Genomic DNA, 21,211 nt, shown 5'->3' with positions numbered 1-21,211 from the left:
TTGACAAATTAATTCTTGACCCTCTATAAGTGCGCCTGTTGTACGACAACCTACAACACAACATGCGACGCCAAATCCAAAAATAATTGATGGTGAAGTAATGAAAATCAAAGGCATCCGCTGGTGGATGGTTGGCCTGGTCACGGCCGGCCTGATGGTCAACTACCTGGCTCGCAATACCCTCTCGGTGGCCGCTCCCACCCTGATGAGCGAAATGAACATCTCCACCGAGCAGTATTCCCACATCGTCGTGGCCTGGCAGATCTGCTACGCGTTGATGCAACCGGTGGCCGGCTACATCATCGACGCCATCGGCACCAAGATGGGTTTCGCCATTTTCGCGTTCGCCTGGTCCATCGCCTGTGCCGCAGCGGCCATGGCATCGGGCTGGCAGGGCCTGGCGTTTTTCCGGGGTTTGCTGGGCCTGACCGAAGCCGCCGGGCTGCCGGCTGCGGTAAAGACCTCTACCGAATGGTTCCCGGCCAAGGAACGCTCGGTGGCCATCGGCTGGTTCAACATCGGTTCCTCAATCGGCGCCGTGCTGGCTCCGCCGCTCGTGGTCTGGGCGATCCTGAACAGTGGCTGGGAGCTGGCGTTCCTGATCGTTGGCGGTCTGGGCGTGGCCTGGACGTTCCTCTGGATGATCCTTTACAAACATCCGCGCGACCAGAAGCTCCTGGGCGACACCGAGCGTGATTACATCCTCAGCGGCCAGGAAGCTCACTTCCAAGACCCTACACCGAAGAAAGGCAGCTGGAAACGCATCATCGCCAGCCGCAACTTCTACGCCATCGCCAGTGCCCGGATCCTCTCCGAGCCGGCCTGGCAAACGTTCAACGCCTGGATCCCGCTGTACCTGATGACCGAGCGGCACATGAACATCAAGGAGATCGCAATGTTCGCCTGGCTGCCGTTCCTGGCCGCCGACCTGGGTTGCGTGCTGGGCGGTTACCTGAGCCCGTTCTTCCATAAATACTGCAAGGTGTCGCTGTTTACTTCGCGCAAAATGGTCCTGCTGTTCGGTGCGTCCTGCATGATCGGCCCAGCCTGCATCGGCCTGGTCGCCAGTCCTTACACCGCCATCGCCCTGCTGTGCGTCGGCGGCTTTGCCCACCAGACCCTGTCCGGCGCGCTGTACGCCATCACGTCCGATTCGTTCGGCAAGAATGAAGTCGCCACCGCCACCGGCATGGGCGGGATGTTCGGTTACCTGGGCGCCGCCGCCTTCACGCTGCTGTTCGGCGTCATGGTGACCAAGATCGGCTACAGCCCACTGTTCGTGCTGCTGGCAATCTTCGATGTCATCGCCGCATTCATCGTCTGGACTGTCGCCCGGGAACTCAAGCACCAACCGGCAACGCCGTCGTCCGAGCCGCAAGCACTGCAACCGGCCGTCTGAGGCACCTTGCGGCCGGGCCCCTTCGGCTCGGTCGCACGAACGCGCTATGCTGCGCAGCAAGCCCCACTGATCGAGACGTTGCCATGTCCACCCCCAGCATGACGCTGTTCCACAATCCCGCTTCGCCCTTCGTTCGCAAGGTCCTGGTGCTGCTGCACGAAACCGGCCAGCAGGACCGCGTGGCGTTGCAGCTCAGCCAGCTCTCGCCGGTCAAGCCGGACCGGGCGCTGATCGATGACAACCCGTTGAGCAAGATCCCGGCCCTGCGCCTGGCCAACGGAACGGTGATCCACGACAGCCGCGTCATCCTCGATTACCTCGATCACCAGCACGTCGGCAACCCGCTGATCCCCCGGGACGGCGCGGCCCGCTGGCGGCGCCTGACCCTGGCCTCCCTGGCCGATGGGATCATGGATGCGGCGGTAATGATTCGCTACGAAACCGCGCTACGCCCTGTGGAAAAACACTGGGACGAATGGCTCGATGCGCAACGGGACAAGATTCGCCGGGCCCTGGGCATGCTCGAAGCCGAAGCGATTGCCGAACTGGCCTGCCACTTCGACGTGGCCTCCATCAGCGTGGCCTGCGCCTTGGGCTACCTGGACCTGCGCCATCCCGATCTGGAATGGCGCAAGGCCAATCCGCAACTGGCGGCGTGGTTTGCCGAGGTCAGTCTGCGGCCTTCGATGATTGAGACGGTGCCCAGGGTTTAGCTTTGCGTTGGCTGTGCCGGCCTCATCGCGGGCAAGCCTTGCTCCCACATAGACCTCGCTCAACCTGTGGGAGCAGGTTAGCTCCCACATAGACCCGCTCAACCTGTGGGAGCAAGGCTTGCCCGCGATGGCAGCGCACCGGATCCAAAGGAAACAACCCAGCAATCTGCATCACCAGCACCTCCCGCACCTGCTGGTCCTCACGCAACCCCAGCGACCGGCTCATTTCACCTCTCCCAAATCGAAGTTCATCGCCGCCGCCGGCTTCGCCCCGACCCCGTACCAGTCCAGCTTGCGGGTCAGCACCATGAACACGCCCAGCAGGCCGAACAGCAACAGCGAGCCCATCAACAACGCGTAGTCCTCGGCGCTCAACAGGCCGTAGAGCAAACCGTACAAGCCCGCCAGCCCTGCCGAGAATCCCAGGCCGTGGCTCACGCTGCGCAGCACATGGCAGACATAGAACCCGATCAGCAATACACAGGCGCTGGCCGACACCAGGTACGCCAGGGTGAAGCCGATGTGCTCCGACAGCGACAACAGCAGCAGGTAAAAGAATGCCAGCGCCACGCCCACCAAGGCGTATTGGACCGGGTGCACCGCCAGGCTCTTGAGTACCTCGAAGAGGAAGAAGCCGGCGAAGGTCAGGGCGACAAACAGCAGCGCATATTTGATCGCCCGGTCGCTCTTGAGGTACTGGTCCACCGGGTCGATGAAGCTCACCCCGAAGGCCCGACTGCGGAACGCTTCACAACTATCGCTCGGTTCGCAGGCTTGCAGGGTTTCCAGAAGGTTGGTGGAGAAAAACGACGTCTGCCAGTCGGCACTGAAACCCTGCTCATTGATCTCACGATTGGTGGGCAGGTAGTTGCCGATGAAGCTCGGATGCGGCCAGTCGGCCGACAGGTGCACCTTGGTGGATTTACCCACTGGCAGAATCTGGAACTCGCCAGTGCCTTGCAGACGCAGGTCAAAACCGAAGGTCAGCTCAGGGCCGCCCTGGGCGGTGATCATCGGCAGCGGCACATGCACACCCTGCCCCAGCCAGCCGAGTCGCGAGCCGGGCAGGAAGTCGACGGTCTGTTGGTTCAGCGTCAAGGTCAGCGCATTCTCGATGCCGCGAATATCGCTGATGCCGACACTCATGTACGGCTCGTCGAAGCGGTAATCGGCGAAATCCTTGGCGGCTACACCGTAGCGCTCAGGCACCTTGAAGCGACCATCGATCCGGTTATCGGCATGGAACAAGCGCGCTTCGTAGATGCCCCGGGCCCGGGTTTCGGTGCGGACCTGGCCGTCGAGCTCAAACTGCTCCGGTAGAAAATACAACTCGCCCGCTCGCTCGACGGTTTCCAGGAAACGCACGCCGGTCTTCTCGTTGGTATTCCAGACCTTCACGCTCTTGCGAAACGGCACCACGATCATCGGCCCGATCAATTGCTGGCTGTAGCTGGAGCTGCGGGCGATGTCCTGCAGCACACCGTCACGCAGTTCCTGGCGCTCATCGATGAGCCCGTTGATCATCAACAACGGGATCATCAACAAGAGAATCAATAGGGCGATCATGCCCAGTTTTATGGCGAGACTGCGGTTCATGTGGGGCTCTCCCTGTTCGAATGAGGGAGAGTCTGGGATGGCTGTGTGTTGGGCTTATGGAGCGATTGTGGAGATTGTGTGGAGACTGCCATAGTCGTGTCGAGCACGAACGTCGGCGTCCGCCATGTCCACGGTCTGGAAAGCCTCGCGCAGAGAGTCCTCCATCATCTGCCAGGCCTCCTCGGCCGATTCGTCCGGCCCCAGGTGGGTGAACATATGGTCGCAGCCTTCAAACATTCGCTGGCGCACCGGCACGCCGGCCTGGCGCAACTTCTCGGCGTAGGCCTCGCCTTCGGCACGCAGGATATCGTATTGCGCCGTGATCACCGTGGCAGCCGGCATCCCCGCCAGCGCCTCGACCGGCGCCAACAGGGGTGAGGCCAACGGATCGCGAGCTTGTGCCGGATCGCTCAGGTAGCAGCTGTTGAAGAAGCGCATCAGACCGGCATTGAGCAGCGGCCGGGCACTGGTGGACGTCTTCAAGGCAGGGTCCTGGTGCAGATCCAACGCCGCATAGTCGATCAACTGATGCACCACCTTCAACGCTTGATGCCCTCGCGCCAGCCCCGCCACGGCGGCGGCCAGATTGCCGCCGGCGCTATGGCCGCCAACTGCGAAACGCTGAGGATCGATGCCCAGCGTTTCGGCTTCGCTGGCCAGCCATTCGAGCACCGCGAAGCACTGCCGCGGGCCTGCGGGGAAGGCGTGCTCTGGCGCCAGCACATAGTCCAGATTGACCACCAGGCAGTTCAGGTTATGGGCCAGTCGACGGCAATAGCTGTCGTCGTGTTCGGGCGTCCCGGCGACAAAGCCACCGCCATGGAAATTCAGGTACACCGGCAGCTTCGCCGAGGACTGCGAATGGGGCCAGTAAAACAGCGCCCGCGCAGGCCCCCAAGGGGTCGGGATGGTTTGCTCGACAACTGTGCGCAGCGCAAACAACGCTGCGTCGTAGGTAAACTTCGCCTTCATTCTCTTGGCGAAGGCGCGCAACAACTTGGCCTGCAGTTTTTGCCAGAGGCTCACCATGCTCATGCTCCCGGTTGTGTATCCACGAATAGGACCAGCCGACCGAAAGTCATCTCGCCGTAAGGCATGGCTTGCTGACAGGTTTATTGAATCGTTCGCCGGTGCTGAGAGGAAATTAAACCTAAAAAATGGTTATGTAAATTAATCAATAACAAGATTAACCAAATTCCCTCACGGCAACCTCAGCACCACCTCAACCCCACCCTCGACATTGCCGATACTAAATTGTCCCCCATGCAACTGCACCACTTCCTCCACGAAGTTGAGCCCCAGGCCGGTGCTCTTGCGGCCGCTGTCTGGACGCGGCAGGGAGTAGAAGCGCTCGCTCAGGCGTGGCAGCGCGTAGTCGGGAATCGGCGCGGCCTGGTTGAACAGGCGGATCTCGACGCGATCCCCGCTGCGCTCGGCACTGATACGTAGCCGGCCGTTGACGGGGGTGAAGTCCAGGGCGTTTTCCAGCAGATTGCCCAAGGCCTGGCGCAACAGGAACGGCTCACCGGTCAGCGTCAGGTCGGCAGCGATGTGCTGTTCAACTGTCAACAGGCGACTTTCAATCCAGCCGCCACGCGCTTCCAGCAGCTCGTCCATCAACGTCGCCAGCGGCACCGCGACTTCTTCTTCCAACCCCTGGCGCTGCTCGATCTGGGCCAGGTTGAGCAACCGTTCGATCAACTGCTGCATGCGCACACTTTCGTTGTCGATGTTATTGACGAAGCGCTGGTGCTGGGCGGCGGGCATGTCGCTTTGCAGCAGTTCGGCGGCACCGCGAATCGCCGCCAGCGGGCTCTTGAGTTCGTGGGTCAGCGTATGCACGTAACGCTCGACGTAAGCCTTGCCTTCCAGTTGCGTGCGCATGTGTTCCACAGCGCCCGCCAGTTGCTCGAACTCGCCACCGCGATAATGCGGTACCTCCACCCGCCGCCCCTGGCTGACCGCCTGGGCATAGGCCGTCAAACGTCGCAGTGCCGCGCTGAGCCACCAGGACAGCAAGCCGCCCAGCAACAGGCCCAGGGCCACCAACCCGGCGCCATAGGCCAGCAGTCGCCGCTCGGTGCGATCGACATAAGGCTGCAATGAACTGTTGGGCTTGGCGACGGTGACGACCCCGATGATGCGGCCGTTGTCGCGGATCGGCGCGCCGACGTGCATCACCGAAGACGTCGGGTCATCCGGAACGCTGCGGCTCGAGCGAGCGCCGTAGTGGCCGCGCAGGGTCAGGTAGACATCGTTCCAGCGCGAATAATCCTGGCCCACCGCCACGCCACTGGAGTCGAGCACCACGATGCCCTTGGCATCGGTGACATAGATGCGATGGCTGACCTGGTTTTTCGGCAAGCCCCAGATCGTCGCCGCCGGCTGGCGCTCGCCGTAGGCCTTGAGCAACTGCGGCCAGCGATTCTGGTTGAGGGTGCCGGCCTTGAAATCGTCCCGCAGGATCTCGGCCATCAGGTTGGCCGTGTCCACCAGGGTTTCTTCGGTGGACTGGCGCACGCCGGGACGGATTTCCTCCATGACCGTGTTGAGCACGAAATAACCGGTCAAGGCGATAAACAGCACATACACCAGGAAAATCCGGATCCCCAGCGACATCAGCTGTGCCCCGGACTGTAGCTGTAGCCCAGGCCCCGATGCGTCTGGATCGGCTCGGCCTCGGCCCGGACCAGGCGCAGCTTGGCGCGCACGCTCTTGATGTGGCTGTCGATGCTGCGCTCGTAGCCGGCATCGCTGGCCACGCCCAGGGCATCGAGCAATTGTTCGCGGCTGAAAACCCGCTCAGGTTGCTCCAGCAGACAATTGAGCAGGCGGAACTCGTGACGGGTGAGATTCAGCGGTTTGCCGCGATAGTTGATCTGCACACGGTCGGCATCGACCTGAAACAGCGCCGTGCTCGACTCCGCCGCCGGACGCGGCGCCACGCGCTTGAGGATCGCCCGGACCCTGGCCGCCACCTCGCGGGGGCTGAAGGGTTTGACCACGTAATCGTCGGCACCGATCTCCAGGCCCACCACCCGGTCGATCTCGCCATCCCGGGCTGTAAGAAAGATGACCGGAACGTCGCTGAAACGTCTGAGATTTTTACAAGTCTCGAATCCGCTGATATCCGGCAGCCCCACATCGAGAATGATCAGGTCCGCCGGAGCGCTTTTCTGGTGCTCAAGGGCCGCGGCACCAAGGCTCAGCCACGTGGTGTCGAACCCCTCCCCTTGCAGGGCAAACACCAGCGTATCGGCGATGGCGGCTTCGTCTTCGACAATCAGGATATGAGGCATGGCTTGCGAGCCCGGCAGTAAAGTTGCCGGAACGGTGCCGCAAGCCTTGGGGTACGTCAATCAGGGAAATCAGCAGTCAGGCTTATCCGCCGTAAACCGCCGCGCCGGGTTCACCGCCGCCCCGAACTCACGCAACGCCTTGGCGCCAATCAGCAACGGGTAATTGAAACTGCTGCGGTCCGTCAGGTTGACCTCGACCGTGCGCTTGACGTTACCCAGGCACAACTCCAGATCGACCACCGGGCGCTTGGTGGGCGCGATCTTTTCATCGTCTTCTTCATCTTCCTCGGAACGGGTCTTGATCTTGCTGATGCGCGCGATCTTGTGCTCGTAGACCTTGTTGCTCGCACCCTTGGTCGCCAGGCGGAACCGCACCCAGTCATCGCCGTCGCGGGTGAAGGTCTCGATGTCCTTGGCCGACAGCGAGGCGGTCAGGGCGCCGGTGTCCATCTTGGCCTTGAGCACTTCGCCGCCAATTTCCGGCAGCGCGATGTATTCGTAGCGCCCGTACAGGGTTGGCTCGGCGGCCAGCACTGGAAGGGCCACCAGGGAAAGCAGGGCGAGAAAGGACTTCATGCAATAAGGCTTCCTGTGTGGGTGGTTTTTTTAGACCGTGACCGACGGATTCGTTCGGTTGGTCATGCACCTGTGGCCCAGCCTACCCCGGCCAAGGTGAAACTTTCGTCCACACCGATTTGGCCTGCCGCCCGAAGCTTGCTTATCATGGCCCGCCCACCTGTTTGCAAGAGTCATCTATGCGCCGCCTGCTCACCGGCTGTTTCGTCACGCTGCTGTTATTGCTCAACACCCTGGTGCTGTTCGGGCCGTTGATGGTGTTCGCCGTGCTCAAACTGGTCCTGCCCGGGCGCTTTCGCGACTATGCCTCGTGGTCGGTGATGTGGATCGCCGAGACCTGGGCCGAGATCGACAAGCTGATCTTCGCCCTGTGCATCCCCACCCGCTGGGACATCCGCGGCGGCGCGGACCTGCGAGGCGATACGTCTTACCTGGTGATCAGCAATCACCAATCCTGGGTAGACATCCCCGCCCTCGTCCAGACCCTCAACCGGCGTACGCCGTTCTTCAAGTTCTTCCTCAAGAAAGAGCTGATCTGGGTGCCGTTCCTGGGGTTGGCCTGGTGGGCGCTGGACTACCCCTTCATGAAGCGCTACACCAAGGCTTTCCTGGCAAAGAACCCGGAACTGGCCGGCAAGGACCTGGAAATCACCAGGGCCGCCTGCGAACTGTTCAAGCGCCAGCCGGTCACCGTGGTCAACTACCTCGAAGGCACCCGCTTCACCGCCGCCAAAAGCCAACAACAGCAATCGCCTTTCACCCACCTGCTCAAGCCCAAGGCCGGGGGCGTGGCGTTCGTGCTGGCAGCCATGGGTGAGCAACTGGACGCGGTGCTGGACGTGACCGTGGTCTATCCGCAAGAGCGCATTCCCGGGTTCTGGGACTTGATCAGCGGCGCGGTGCCCAGGGTCATCATCGACATCCAGACCCGCGAACTGGACCCGACGCTATGGCAAGGCGACTACGAAAACGACCCGGTGTTTCGCCAGCACGTGCAGGACTGGGTCAACCAGCTATGGACTGAAAAGGACCGGCGCATCGCGGCCCTGCGCAGCGAGGGAAGTACTGCCTGACCGTTCTGACAGGCAACGCCGCGGATGAATACCTTAAAGCGGGAGGTCTGCTTTTTTGGACCTGCCCTCTTTTAATTCCAAATCGACATAAAAAACTGTCAACCCTGACAGTAGCCCTGGCCAGGCACAGCCGCAAACATGTCGCCGACACAGAATATGGAGGCAGGCCAATGGGAATCTTCATGACAGGCGGCTCTGGAATACTCTTGCTGATAATCGGTCATGTCCACGCCGAAGAAGTCACTCACCCGAGTGCGGCACCCAGCCATGGAAATAATGAAACGGTAGAGATTCAGGATGATCGCGAATGGCAGCAACCGCGCCTCATACAGGCCGCCAACCCAGCGGTGGAGCAATTCAACGAGGCCGAGTTCGCGATCCATGAATCCGACGAAGAGGAACAAGCATTAAGCAGGGTGACCCTCACCTGCAATGTGGGTGGCATCCATCTCACGCTGCATTACCTTCAGGCCCAAGCGCCAACACCCGACTGCTTCAGCTTGAGCTTTTAAGGGCTTCGTGGCGGATTTTCGATGTCGCCACCTTTATCTATCAGACACCTGCACCCGCTCCCCAAATACCACCCAGGTTCTGCAGCAGCGAACCGGCAACACCCTGTTGGCCGAGATACTGCAGAATGATCGGAGCAAACTGGCCGATCATGCCGCTGTCCATGCCCAGCGCACTGAAGGCATTGTTCAGGTCGCCGGTGTCCTTGACGTTACCCAGCAGGCCATCGAGCAAGGCATTTTTGTCCGACCCGCCGCCGAGCAAACCGCCCAGGCCATTGAGCCCACCGATGGCGCTGTTCCCAGCAATCTGATCCAGGCCCGGCACACTGTTGCTCAACTCGGAAAACTGCGGCTCGCTGAGCCGATTCTTCGCCAGCCCCAGCATCGCACCGGCACCGCCGATGGCCTGTTCCGGCGTGATCTTGAGTTCCGATCCCAGGGTATTGAGCAGCCCGGCGGCTTTCGGCGCGGCGGCCACGACGCCCTCCCCCTGCTCGCCTTGGTTGCCCTGCATCGCCGACACCACATTGGCTGCGTCACTGAGGCTGAACTGCGCGAAGGCCGGGCTGGCAACCAGCGCCAACAGGCAAGACAGAGCAAAACCGCGTGAGACCTTCATCAGGAACTTCCTCTCGACCATTAAAAAGCCGCCCATCAGGGCGGCGTAAAACATGTTTTGGACCGGCGCGGTCGGAGATTGTTCCTATACCTATTGCATTAATGGCCGATAGCTATTACAGAGAAGTCTTACAAGGCCGTCAGAAGCGACTGATTTTGAAGAAGATCCCGTTTTTATATAGCTAAAAGTTACCAAATATTCGCATACAGTTCTAAATTGACATAAATAACTGCCAACATTGACAGTAGCCCGCCCGACCAAAGCCGTGAATCGTTGAACTGAGCCCTGGAGCCCGGCACATGAAAAAAATACTGGCAGGAGGCGCGGTGTTGCTTTGGCTGATCATCGGCCACGCCCATGCCGGTGAAATAACCTGCCCTGCCGTCACTGACATCCGTAGAAACATTGAAACGGTGGAAGATGTTTTCTTCGTCGATATACAGGACGGCCACGAATGGGAGAGCGAAAGCCTGGTGGACGTGGTCGACCCGGCATCGTTGCAATTCAAAGGCGCCAAGTACGTTATCCATGAAGCCGACGAGGACACACAGGCAGCCACAAGGGCGACCATCACGTGCCGGTACGGGGACATGAATCTGAATCTGGAGTATCAGCAGATCCTGGAACCGGCCTTTTCAGGATGGGTGAATAATCGCTGCGAAAGCCCGGATACCAGAATGTGCAGGCTAATGGACGGTGACTACTTCAACCTGATTTATTGATCGCGAATGGCAACCGCGTCACTGTTCCTGCACAGCGGCTCATTGCGCCCTGCCATCACCTGCACCGTTACCGTACAGTGCGACCTCCTCCAGCAGAGCTTGCCTATGAACGTAAAAATCGGCGGCGCGACCCTCGCCGTCATCCTGACGGGCATGCTCATTGCACTCGGCGTCACCGAGTGCCAGCGTGGCCCATTGAATCCGGAACTGGCCGACGGCACCAGCGAAGAACAAAAGACCTGGCTGACCATCGAGCACCGTATCAAGCGCTCCGACCCGACTCTCACCGATGTGACCCGCGACCAGCAAACGCTGACCGTGCTTTACCGTCCAGGTGCTTGCGCGGATGACTGCGAGCCCTGGGTCCCGCACATGCTGCGCGTTGTCGGCCATGGCCTGGCAGCGCTCAATGGCTCACCAGGGGGCAAGCAATACACGCAAGTGACGGTCAAGGCGCGACTGCTTGCCGACGATGACGTGGAACTGGTCTACGACATGCGGGGGTTCGACGCCATCAAGACCCAACAAGGCGGCTATGAAACCTTTGCCGGCATGCCTCGCAGCCTGAGTTTCAGCGCCGACGTCCTGGCCCAGGCGCAAGCCTATTGCCAAGGCCCTAGCGCCAAAGGTTTTTACCCTGAATTCTGCGAACGGGTCGGGACCGCATCTGCCCTGTAGGAGCTGGCGAAGCCTGCGATCTCTTGATCTTTCGCTTGAGACTCAAGTGTCTGGGAAAAGATCGCAACCTCGTTTCACTCGACAGCTCCTACGGACGATTCCGTTGCGCGGTGGCTGCGATGTGCTGGACGTGATCGGTCGACGCTTGCAGGCACAAGCCATGGCATGACAGCTGCGGCAGTCATCCAACTATCAATGCACAATCCGTTATTTCTTCTCGGTATTGCCTACTGTCAACTCTGACAGTAGGCAACTGTGGGTGCCGATTCTAAGCTCCAGCCGAGACAGCGAAAAACAAGGCTCTGGGCAAACCACAGTCCCTGTGCCTTTCTTCATTCGGGCAAGCAGGACAATAAAAAATGAACGACCGAATCAAAGGAACCGTTAAATGGTTTAACGATGCAAAGGGCTATGGCTTCATTACCTGCGGCAAAGGAGGCGAGGAATTGTTCGTTCATTATTCGGCAATAGCTGGCGAAGGTTATAAAACGTTGAAACAGCGGCAGACCGTTTCGTTTGAAGTCGAAAAGGGAGGCAAAGGCATGCAGGCCGCGAAAGTGACGCCGGAATAACGATCGGTCAGGGCTATCACTATCAGTGCCAGGATGAGGTTTTCAAACCAATAAAAAAGGGCGACATCACTGTCGCCCTTTTTTCCGTCTTGCCCTTTACCGCTTACGCCGCACTGAACAACTTGTGCGGGTCAATCACAAACTTCTTCGGCACGCCCGCATCGAACTCGCCGTAGCCTTTCGGCGCGTCGTCCAGGCTGATGACCTGCACGCCGACGATTTCAGCAATGTTGATACGGTCCCACATGATCGCCTGCATCAGTTGGCGGTTGTACTTCATCACCGGGGTCTGGCCGGTGTGGAAGCTGTGGGATTTAGCCCAGCCCAAGCCGAAGCGAATGCTCAGGCTGCCCATTTTCGCCGCCGCATCGACAGCGCCCGGGTCTTCGGTGACGTAGAGGCCAGGGATGCCGATCTTGCCGGCTACACGGACCACGCCCATCAGCGAGTTGAGTACGGTGGCCGGGGCTTCGTGCTTGACGCCGTCATGGCCATGGCCGCGGGCTTCAAAGCCTACCGCATCGACGGCGCAATCGACTTCAGGCTCGCCCAGCAACGCGGCGATCTGTTCGTGCAACGGGGTGTCCTGGGACAGGTCGGCGATTTCGAAACCCTGGGCCTTGGCGTGCGCCAGGCGGACCGGGTTGACGTCGCCAATGATCACCACTGCTGCCCCCAGCAGGCGAGCGGAAGCAGCGGCCGCCAGGCCAACCGGGCCAGCACCGGCGATGTAGACGGTGCTGCCAGGGCCAACGCCGGCGGTGACAGCGCCGTGGTAGCCGGTCGGCAGGATGTCGGACAGGCAGGTCAGGTCGCGGATTTTCTCCATGGCCTTGTCGCGGTCCGGCAGTTTCAGCAGGTTGAAGTCGGCGTACGGCACCAGCACGTATTCGGCCTGGCCGCCGGTCCAGTCGCCCATGTCCACGTAACCATAGGCACCGCCGGCACGGGCCGGGTTGACGGTCAGGCAGACGCCAGTGTGTTGCTCTTTGCAGGAACGGCAGCGCCCGCAAGCCACGTTGAACGGCACCGACACCAGATCACCGATTTTCAGGTTCTCGACGTCGCTGCCCTTTTCGATCACTTCACCGGTGATTTCGTGACCCAGGACCAGACCGGTCTGGGCAGTGGTACGGCCGCGCACCATGTGCTGGTCGGAGCCGCAGATGTTGGTGGAGACCACGCGCAGGATGACACCGTGCTCAATCTTCCTGCCGCGCGGGTCCTGCATTTTTGGATAGTCGATTTTCTGTACTTCGACCTTGCCGTTGCCGAGATACACGACACCACGATTACCAGACATGCTTTCACCTCGCTGTTGTTTTTGTGGAACTGCGTTGCCCAGGCAGGCAGCGCGTTGATTGCTCGGGTTAGTGCTTGTGTCTTTGTTTCTTTGTTGTCTGTAAGGGCCTCATCGCGAGCAAGCTCGCTCCCACAGTTGATCGCGTACTCCCTGTGGGAGCGAGCTTGCTCGCGATGTCGGTCTAAAGAACGACAGTGCGATTGGCGTTCAAGAACACCCTTCGTTCGATGTGATACCCCACGGCCCGGGCCAGGGTGAGCCCTTCGATGTCCCGGCCCTTGGCGATCAGGTCTTCGGGATAGTGGCTGTGGTCCACCACTTCCACGCCCTGGGCGATGATCGGACCTTCATCCAGGTCGTTGTTGATGTAGTGCGCCGTGGCGCCCACCAGCTTCACGCCTTTGTTGTAGGCCTGGTGATACGGCTTGGCGCCCTTGAAACCCGGCAGCAGCGAGTGGTGGATGTTGATCGCCTTGCCGTCGAGCTTGCGACACAGCTCCGGCGACAGCACTTGCATGTAGCGCGCAAGGATTACCAGCTCGGCGCCGGTGTCTTCGATCACCTGCCACACCTGCCGCTCCTGGGAAGGCTTGTCGTTCGGGTCCAGGGGGAAATGGTAGTAGGGAATCTGGTGCCAGTCGGCCAGCGGCTTGAGGTCGGGGTGGTTGGACACCACGGCCACCACGTCCATGGACAACTGGCCGATGCGCTGGCGGTAGAGCAAGTCGTTGAGGCAGTGATCGGCCTTGGAGACCATGATCACCACTTTGGGCCGGTAGTTGGGCGGCGTCAGTTCGAAAACCATGCCGAAGGCTTCGGCACGCTCGGCCAGGCCGGAACGGAAATTCTGTTCGTCAAAACCTTCCGGTTGGCGAAACTCCACGCGAATGAAGAAGCGTCCCGAGAGCCGGTCGTCGAAGGAGTGGTGCTCGGTGACGTAGCAGCCCTGCTCGAACAGAAAGCGGGTCACCGCGTCCACCGTGCCGAGCACGCTGGGGCAGTCGGCAGTCAAGATCCATGTGTCTGGGGCGCGGCTCATTGCGGTGACTCCTGTTTGTTATGGATAACCCCCCGCCGGACACAGAACCTGTGGCGGAGGATTTATCTGTGGGAGCAAAGCTTGCTCGCGATAAAAACAACGCGGTCTATCTGGAACTCAAGCGCCCGCATCGCGAGCAAGCTTTGCTCCCACAGTTTTGCTTCCACAAGGACTGCAGTGTTTCAGCCCTGCACGCTCAAGCCATACTCAGCCGCGGCATCCTGCAACCACAGCCACCAGTAATCCGAGAAGCTGCGGCGGATCACCAGTTCCCAGGTGTCTTCGCCCGTGTGGCGGATCACCAGTTGCGACTTGGCGAACACCGTGCCCACGGCCTTGCCCACCGGGAAGTTGCTTGGGTGAACGTCATAGCTGGTGGACTTCATCAGCACGTCGCGCACGTTCGGGCCGGACAGTTCGAGGATCTGCTGGCCGCCGCTGACGTTGACGATCTGGATGTGCAGCTCGCCCAGGGCTTCGCGCAGTTTCTGCTCGGCGGTGAACTCTTCGCCAGTGGGCACCACCAACAGCCATTCATCCGGGCCAAGCCATTGCAGGCTGGTTTCACCCTTGACGATGACGGTCAGCGCACCTGGCAATTCCAGGCCCAGGGCCTTGTGCACACCGGCGGCGAACGCCGGGTCGTGACCGTCGCCACGAAGGGTCAGGTGGCCCAGGAGTTTTTTCTCGCGCACGGTCACACCGGCGTTCTTGCGGCCCTTGCCCACCAGGCTGGCGAGGTCGGCATGGTGCAGCGACGACTCGGCCTTGGCCCCGGTGGTTGGGCGTTGTTGGTACACGTTGACTGCGGTCATGTGGAGCACCTGTCTGAATGCTTGCTCGACCTGCCGGTGCTTGACGCTGTGGGAGCAAGGCTTGCCCGCGATGAACGATAACTCGGTCTGATGGCTACCGTGTCGCCTGCATCGCGAGCAAGCTTTGCTCCCACACGCCCCTCACCACAGGGCTCAAGTGTTAAATGTTCTGCCGATCCCCCTTCGGATCGAAGAACACCGAAGAAACGATCTCTGCCTCGATCACGCTGCCGTCGGCCAATGGCGCGAACACCCGCTCGCCCATCCGCTTGAGGCCGCCCCTGACCACACCCATGGCAAATGAATAACCCAGGGAGTTGTGGGCATAGCTGGAGGTCACGTGGCCAACCATGGTCATCGGAATCGCCTGCTTGGTGTTGAACACCAGTTGTGCGCCTTCCGGCAGCCAGACATTCGGGTCGATCGGCTTGAGACCCACCAGTTGCTTGCGGTCTTCACGCACGCAATCTTCGCGATTCATGCCGCGCCAGCCGATCCACGAGAACGGCTTGGTCCGCCCTACACACCAGCCCATGTTCAGGTCGTCCGGGGTCATCGAGCTGTCAGTGTCCTGACCGACGATGATGAAGCCCTTCTCGGCCCGCAATACGTGCATGGTCTCGGTGCCATACGGGGTCAGGTTGTACTTCTTGCCGGCCTCGACGATCTGCTCGAGCACGCCCATGGCGTAGTCGGCCTGCACGTTGATTTCGTACGACAGCTCACCGGTAAACGAGATCCGGAACACCCGCGCCGGCACGCCGCCCACCAGGCCTTCCTTCCAGGTCATGAACGGGAAAGCGTCCTTGTCCAGGTCGATGTCGGTGACGTCGCTCAGCAGCTTGCGGCTGTTGGGGCCCGACAGGGTCATGGTCGCCCAGTGGTCGGTGACCGAGGTGAAGTACACCTTCAGGTCCGGCCATTCGGTCTGGTGATAGATCTCCAGCCATTGCAGCACGCGCGCCGCGCCACCCGTGGTGGTGGTCATCAGGAAGTGGTTGTCCGCCAGACAGGCTGTCACGCCGTCGTCGAAGACCATGCCGTCTTCCTTGCACATCAGACCGTAGCGGGCCTTGCCCACGTCGAGCTTGGTCCAGGCGTTGGTGTAGACGCGGTTGAGGAACTCGCGGGCGTCCGGGCCCTGGATGTCGATCTTGCCCAGGGTGGAGGCATCCAGCAGGCCAACGCTGTCGCGCACGGCCTTGCATTCGCGCTTGACCGCGGCATGCAGATCTTCACCGTTCTTCGGGAAGTACCAAGGGCGCTTCCACTGGCCGACGTCTTCGAACTCGGCGCCGTTTTTCACATGCCAGGCATGCAGCGCAGTGAAGCGCACCGGCTCGAAGATGTGCCCACAGTGCCGACCAGCCACCGCGCCGAAGGTTACCGGCGTGTAGTTCGGACGGAACATGGTGGTGCCCATCTGCGGGATGCTCACGTTCAGCGAGCGGGCCGCGATGGCCAGGCCGTTGACGTTGCCCAGCTTGCCCTGGTCGGTACCGAAGCCCAGTGCGGTGTAGCGCTTGACGTGCTCCACCGACTCGAAGCCTTCGCGGGTGGCGAGCTCGATGGCGGCGGCGGTGACGTCGTTCTGCAGGTCGACGAATTGCTTCGGCGCCCGTGCAGTGGATTTTTCGTGGGGCACCTGGAACAGCGCCAGGGTTGGCTCTTCGTGACGACTCAGGGCTTTGGGCAACACGCCCTCCACTGCCTTGAAGCCGGCTTCGTTGGCCGCGCGCACGCCGCCCTCGAAGCCATCGGCCAAGCTATCGCCAAGGCTGTAGACACCGTTCACACCACCGACGCACACGCGCTTTTGCGGTGCTTCGCCCGGTACGAAACCGAGGATATCTTCACGCCAGATCGGCTTGCCACCCAGGTGCGAAGCCAGGTGAACCACCGGGCTGTAGCCGCCGGAACTGGCCACCAGGTCACAGTCCAGCCATTCGCCGGGGCTGGTGACTTTGTGGGCACGGACGTCGATCGCGGCAACACGTGCCCCGGTGACGCGCTTGCTGCCGCGGGCCTCGATCACGGCGCTGCCGGTGAGGATGCGAATGCCCTTGGCGCGGGCTTCTTCCACCAGCGCACCACGCGGGTTGCTGCGCGCATCGGCAACGGCCACCACTTGCAGGCCGGCGTCGAACCAGTCCAGGGCCACGCGATAGGCATGGTCGTTGTTGGTGCTCAGCACCAGTTTCTTGCCCGGTGCCACGCCGTAGCGACGCACGTAGGTGGACACCGCACCGGCCAGCATGTTGCCCGGCACGTCGTTGTTGCCGTAGACCAGCGGACGCTCGCAGGTGCCGGTCGCCAGGACCACGCGCTTGGCGCGGACGCGGTTGATGCGCTGGCGGACCTGGCCGATGGGCGCTCGATCACCGAGGTGGTCGGTAAGGCGCTCATGGATGGTCAAGAAGTTATGGTCGTGGTAACCGTTCACCGTGGCGCGAGGCAGCAACACCACTTCTGGCATCGAGCGCAGTTCAGCCACCGCCGCAGCGACCCATTCGATCGCAGGCTTGCCGTCCAGGCTCTCGCGGGAGTCGAGCAGGCTGCCGCCGAACTCTTCCTGCTCATCGGCCAGGATGACGCGCGCACCGCTGCGGGCCGCGGCCAGTGCGGCGGCCAGGCCGGCAGGGCCAGCGCCGACGATCAGCACGTCGCAGTGGCGGTTCATGTAGTCGTAGGTGTCCGGATCGTTCTCGGTCGGCGAGCGACCCAGGCCGGCAGCCTTGCGGATGTACTTCTCGTAGGTCATCCAGAACGATTGCGGGTACATGAAGGTTTTGTAGTAGAAGCCCGGCGGCATCAGTTTGCCGCCGACCTTGCCGAGAATGCCCATCATGTCGTTGTTCACGTTCGGCCAGCCGTTGGTGCTGGTGGCGACCAGACCCTGGTACAGCGCCTGTTGCGTGGCGCGCACGTTAGGGATTTGTGTGGCTTCGGTGGCACCGATCTGCAGCACGGCGTTCGGCTCTTCGGCACCGGCGGCGAAGATGCCGCGAGGACGCGAATACTTGAAGCTGCGGCCAATGATGTCGACACCGTTGGCCAGCAGCGCAGCGGCCAGGGAATCGCCCTCGAAGCCTTTGTAGGTCTGGCCGTTGAAGGTGAAGCTCAGCGCTTTGTTGCGGTCGATCCGTCCACCGTTGGACAGGCGATTGATCTGGCTCATACCTTCTCTCCCAGAGCCTGTGCGGCCGCTTTCGGACTGTCAGCCTTGTCGGTGAATTGCGGCTTTTGGCCGATCTTGTAGGTTTCGAGAATCTCGTAGGTCACGGTGTCGCGGGTCACGTTGAAGTACTGGCGGCAACCGGCGACGTGATCCCACAGCTCATGGTGCAACCCGCGCGGGTTGTCACGGAAGAACATGTAGTCGCCCCACTGTTCGTCGGTGCAGGCGTTCGGATCCAGTGGACGCGGGATATGCGCCTGGCCGGATGCATGGAATTCCTCTTCGGAGCGCAGTTCGCCGCAGTGAGGACAGAAGATGTGCAACATAGGGATTTCTCCTGTTAGTGGGCGACGGCAGCAGCGCCGTGTTCGTCGATCAGTGCGCCGTTGTGGAAACGGTCGATGGAAAACGGCGCGGCCAGCGGATGCATTTCACCCTTGGCCAGGCTTGCAGCGAAGACGTTGCCCGAGCCCGGTGTTGCCTTGAAGCCGCCGGTGCCCCAACCGCAGTTGAAGAACATGTTCGGCACCGGGGTCTTGGAGATGATCGGGCAGGCGTCCGGCGTGGTGTCGACGATGCCGCCCCACTGACGGTTCATGCGCACCCGCGAGAGCACCGGGAACATTTCGACGATGGCCTGGATGGTGTGTTCGATCACCGGGTACGAACCACGCTGGCCGTAGCCGTTGTAGCCGTCGATACCGGCGCCGATCACCAGGTCGCCCTTGTCGGACTGGCTGATGTAGCCGTGCACGGCGTTGGACATGATCACGCTGTCGATAATCGGCTTGATCGGCTCCGACACCAGCGCTTGCAGCGGGTGGGATTCGATCGGCAGGCGGAAGCCCGCGAGCTTGGCCATGTGTCCGGAGTTACCAGCGGTCACCACGCCGACACGCTTGGCGCCGATGAAGCCCTTGTTGGTTTCCACGCCGATGCACACGCCGTTTTCCTTGCGGAAACCGATCACTTCGGTCTGCTGGATCAGGTCCACGCCCAACGCGTCCGCCGCCCGGGCAAAGCCCCAGGCCACGGCATCGTGACGGGCCACGCCGCCGCGACGCTGGACGGTGGCGCCCATCACCGGGTAACGGGTGTTCTTCGAGCAATCCAAGTATGGGATCTCGTCGGCCACTTGCTTGGCGTTGAGCAGCTCGCCGTCCACGCCGTTGAGGCGGTTGGCGCTGACGCGACGCTCGGAATCACGGATGTCCTGCAGGGTGTGGCACAGGTTGTAGACGCCACGCTGGGAGAACATCACGTTGTAGTTCAGGTCCTGGGACAGGCCTTCCCAGAGTTTCATCGCGTGTTCGTACAGGTGGGCCGATTCGTCCCACAGATAGTTGGAGCGCACGATGGTGGTGTTGCGCGCGGTGTTACCGCCGCCCAACCAGCCCTTCTCGACCACGGCCACGTTGGTGATGCCGTGTTCCTTGGCCAAGTAGTAGGCGGTCGCCAGGCCATGCCCGCCACCGCCGACGATGACCACGTCATAGACCTTTTTCGGGGTCGGCGTGCGCCACATCCGCTGCCAGTTTTCGTGATGGCTGAGAGAGTGTTTGAAGAGGCCGAAGCCCGAATAGCGTTGCATAGTCATTACTCCAAAACCGACTCAGCGATAAACCGGGAAGTCCGCGCACAGGGCCGCCACTTGCTGCGCGACATTGGCCTCGACATCGGCATCGCCGAGGTTGTCGAGAATGTCGCAGATCCAGCCGGCCAGCGTGACGCACTGGGTCACCTTGAAGCCACGCGTGGTCACCGCCGGGGTGCCAATGCGCAGGCCCGAGGTCACGAACGGTGATTGCGGGTCGTTCGGCACGGCGTTCTTGTTGACGGTGATGTGGGCACGGCCCAGGGCAGCATCGGCGTCCTTGCCGGTCAGGCCCTGACGGATCAGGCTGACCAGGAACAGGTGGTTATCGGTACCACCGGACACTACATCGTAGCCGCGCTTGATGAACACGCCAGCCATGGCCTGGGCGTTATCGATCACTTGCTGCTGGTAAGCCTTGAAGCCAGGCTCCGCCGCTTCCTTGAAGCACACCGCCTTGCCGGCGATCACGTGCATCAGCGGGCCACCCTGGGCGCCGGGGAATACCGCGGCGTTGAGCTTCTTCTCGATCTCTTCGTTGGCCTTGGCCAGGATCAGGCCGCCACGTGGACCGCGCAGGGTCTTGTGGGTGGTGGTGGTGACCACGTCGGCGTAAGGCAGTGGATTAGGGTACAGACCGGCGGCGACCAGACCGGCAACGTGGGCCATGTCGACGAACAACAGGGCACCGACCTTGTCGGCGATCTGGCGGAAACGTGGGAAATCCAGGGTCTTGGAGTAAGCGGAGAAACCGGCAACGATCATCTTCGGCTTGTGCTCGACCGCCAGGCGCTCGACTTCGTCGTAGTCGATCAGGCCGGTGGTGGTGTCGATGCCGTATTGCACCGCGTTATAGAGCTTGCCCGAGGACGACACCTTGGCACCGTGGGTCAGGTGACCGCCGTGGGCCAGGCTCATGCCCAGGATGGTGTCGCCAGCCTGCAGCAGGGCCAGGTATACGGCGCTGTTGGCCGAAGAGCCGGAGTGCGGCTGGACGTTGGCGTAATCGGCACCGAACAGTTGCTTGGCGCGCTCGATGGCCAGGGCTTCGACTTTGTCGACGTGCTCGCAGCCACCGTAGTAGCGCTTGCCCGGATAGCCTTCGGCGTACTTGTTGGTCAGGCCGCTGCCCTGGGCCTCCATCACGCGCTTGCTGGTGTAGTTTTCTGACGCGATCAGTTCGATGTGATCTTCCTGGCGTTGCTCTTCGGCGTTCATCGCCGCCAGCAGTGCATCATCGTAGCCTTGGATTTGGTCTTGCTTGCTGAACATCGCGTCTCTCCCAGCGGCGGCGGTGCGCCTTTCGTCTCGGTGAGGCACGGACCGTTCGGTCGTGCCCTTTGGATGCGATGGTATGGCTGGCGCAGGCATGTCAAATGCCTATGGACGCCACGCAAAGGTGCGTTTACGACATGGGATCAAAGAGTCGGAGAGCAAGGCCTGCGCGATAGCACTGTGGGAGCAAAGCTTGCTCGCGATCCAGGCGCCTCGGTCCATGGGAGCGCGCGGCGCTTTCATCGCGG

General features: G+C 61.3%; 20 protein-coding genes. 7 read left to right on the top strand and 13 right to left on the bottom strand.

The annotated features are described in order from the left end of the window. Positions 1–100 precede the first annotated feature (100 nt). Entirely contained in the window at positions 101–1,399 is a 1,299-nt protein-coding gene (locus F7R20_RS25090; RefSeq protein WP_003206270.1) for an MFS transporter, read from the top strand. 83 nt (positions 1,400–1,482) lie between these two features. Continuing rightward, entirely contained in the window at positions 1,483–2,112 is a 630-nt protein-coding gene (locus tag F7R20_RS25085) for a glutathione S-transferase (protein ID WP_003206272.1), read from the top strand. A 222-nt stretch (positions 2,113–2,334) separates the two neighbouring features. Here F7R20_RS25085 and creD read toward each other — a convergent pair whose 3' ends face one another. The 5 genes from creD to rloA2 all read right to left on the bottom strand — a co-directional run bounded on the left by creD (position 2,335) and on the right by rloA2 (position 7,583). Next, positions 2,335–3,708: a cell envelope integrity protein CreD gene (creD, locus tag F7R20_RS25075; RefSeq protein ID WP_003206274.1), complete on the bottom strand. Its 1,374-nt coding sequence runs from the start codon at positions 3,706–3,708 to the stop codon at positions 2,335–2,337. 54 nt (positions 3,709–3,762) lie between these two features. Beyond that, on the bottom strand, positions 3,763–4,737 hold the full coding sequence (locus F7R20_RS25070; RefSeq protein WP_170291499.1) for an alpha/beta hydrolase: 975 nt from the start codon (positions 4,735–4,737) through the stop codon (positions 3,763–3,765). 171 nt (positions 4,738–4,908) lie between these two features. After that, positions 4,909–6,327, bottom strand: coding sequence for a two-component system sensor histidine kinase CreC (gene creC, locus F7R20_RS25065; RefSeq protein ID WP_003206278.1), 1,419 nt, complete (start codon positions 6,325–6,327; stop codon positions 4,909–4,911). Further along, a complete protein-coding gene (creB, locus tag F7R20_RS25060; RefSeq protein ID WP_003206280.1) occupies positions 6,327–7,007 on the bottom strand; it encodes a two-component system response regulator CreB in 681 nt (226 codons plus the stop codon). The genes creC and creB overlap by 1 nt, the downstream gene beginning before the upstream one ends. Positions 7,008–7,076: 69 nt before the next feature. Then, positions 7,077–7,583, bottom strand: coding sequence for a retropepsin-like aspartic peptidase RloA2 (gene rloA2 / locus F7R20_RS25055; protein ID WP_003206282.1), 507 nt, complete (start codon positions 7,581–7,583; stop codon positions 7,077–7,079). Between the two features lie 179 nt (positions 7,584–7,762). On the opposite strand from rloA2, the gene F7R20_RS25050 reads away from it, so the two are divergent. Next, positions 7,763–8,656, top strand: coding sequence for an acyltransferase (locus F7R20_RS25050; protein ID WP_003206284.1), 894 nt, complete (start codon positions 7,763–7,765; stop codon positions 8,654–8,656). 170 nt (positions 8,657–8,826) lie between these two features. After that, positions 8,827–9,168 (top strand): hypothetical protein, encoded by a 342-nt coding sequence (locus F7R20_RS25045; protein ID WP_003206286.1) that lies wholly within the window; start codon positions 8,827–8,829, stop codon positions 9,166–9,168. Positions 9,169–9,208: 40 nt separating this feature from the next. Here the strand turns inward: F7R20_RS25045 and F7R20_RS25040 are convergent, their stop codons facing one another. Continuing rightward, a complete protein-coding gene (locus F7R20_RS25040; RefSeq protein WP_028237472.1) occupies positions 9,209–9,787 on the bottom strand; it encodes a DUF2780 domain-containing protein in 579 nt (192 codons plus the stop codon). A gap of 299 nt (positions 9,788–10,086) precedes the next feature. Here F7R20_RS25040 and F7R20_RS25035 point away from each other — a divergent pair, with 299 nt between their 5' ends. The 3 genes from F7R20_RS25035 to F7R20_RS25025 all read left to right on the top strand — a co-directional run bounded on the left by F7R20_RS25035 (position 10,087) and on the right by F7R20_RS25025 (position 11,759). Then, a complete protein-coding gene (locus tag F7R20_RS25035; RefSeq protein ID WP_003206290.1) occupies positions 10,087–10,509 on the top strand; it encodes a DUF3757 domain-containing protein in 423 nt (140 codons plus the stop codon). A gap of 105 nt (positions 10,510–10,614) precedes the next feature. Next, complete coding sequence (locus F7R20_RS25030) at positions 10,615–11,187, top strand: hypothetical protein (RefSeq protein ID WP_027912940.1); 573 nt, start codon at positions 10,615–10,617, stop codon at positions 11,185–11,187. A gap of 359 nt (positions 11,188–11,546) precedes the next feature. Further along, the gene (locus F7R20_RS25025; protein ID WP_003206294.1) at positions 11,547–11,759 is read left to right on the top strand and encodes a cold-shock protein; all 213 of its coding nucleotides are present in this window, start codon (positions 11,547–11,549) and stop codon (positions 11,757–11,759) included. Between the two features lie 103 nt (positions 11,760–11,862). On the opposite strand, the gene fdhA is transcribed toward F7R20_RS25025, so the two are convergent. The 7 genes from fdhA to glyA form a co-directional block, all read right to left on the bottom strand. After that, positions 11,863–13,062, bottom strand: a complete 1,200-nt coding sequence (gene fdhA / locus F7R20_RS25020; protein ID WP_003206297.1) for a formaldehyde dehydrogenase, glutathione-independent — start codon at positions 13,060–13,062, stop codon at positions 11,863–11,865. Positions 13,063–13,243: 181 nt separating this feature from the next. Then, positions 13,244–14,101, bottom strand: coding sequence for a formyltetrahydrofolate deformylase (purU, locus tag F7R20_RS25015; RefSeq protein ID WP_003206299.1), 858 nt, complete (start codon positions 14,099–14,101; stop codon positions 13,244–13,246). Between the two features lie 182 nt (positions 14,102–14,283). Then, entirely contained in the window at positions 14,284–14,916 is a 633-nt protein-coding gene (locus tag F7R20_RS25010) for a sarcosine oxidase subunit gamma (protein ID WP_003206301.1), read from the bottom strand. Between the two features lie 160 nt (positions 14,917–15,076). After that, complete coding sequence (locus F7R20_RS25005; RefSeq protein ID WP_081352591.1) at positions 15,077–18,094, bottom strand: sarcosine oxidase subunit alpha; 3,018 nt, start codon at positions 18,092–18,094, stop codon at positions 15,077–15,079. Next, the gene (locus F7R20_RS25000) at positions 18,091–18,420 is read right to left on the bottom strand and encodes a sarcosine oxidase subunit delta (RefSeq protein WP_003206305.1); all 330 of its coding nucleotides are present in this window, start codon (positions 18,418–18,420) and stop codon (positions 18,091–18,093) included. Before F7R20_RS25000 ends, F7R20_RS25005 begins: the two co-directional genes overlap by 4 nt. 14 nt (positions 18,421–18,434) lie before the next feature. Continuing rightward, on the bottom strand, positions 18,435–19,685 hold the full coding sequence (locus tag F7R20_RS24995; RefSeq protein WP_003206307.1) for a sarcosine oxidase subunit beta: 1,251 nt from the start codon (positions 19,683–19,685) through the stop codon (positions 18,435–18,437). Positions 19,686–19,706: 21 nt separating this feature from the next. Continuing rightward, positions 19,707–20,960, bottom strand: coding sequence for a serine hydroxymethyltransferase (gene glyA, locus F7R20_RS24990; protein ID WP_003206308.1), 1,254 nt, complete (start codon positions 20,958–20,960; stop codon positions 19,707–19,709). Positions 20,961–21,211 lie beyond the last annotated feature (251 nt).

It is taken from the genome of Pseudomonas brassicacearum subsp. brassicacearum (assembly GCF_008801605.1).
GTDB lineage: Bacteria > Pseudomonadota > Gammaproteobacteria > Pseudomonadales > Pseudomonadaceae > Aquipseudomonas > Aquipseudomonas brassicacearum.
The sequence above is the reverse complement of the archived record's forward strand: the minus strand, read 5'-3'. Positions and strand labels throughout refer to the sequence as shown.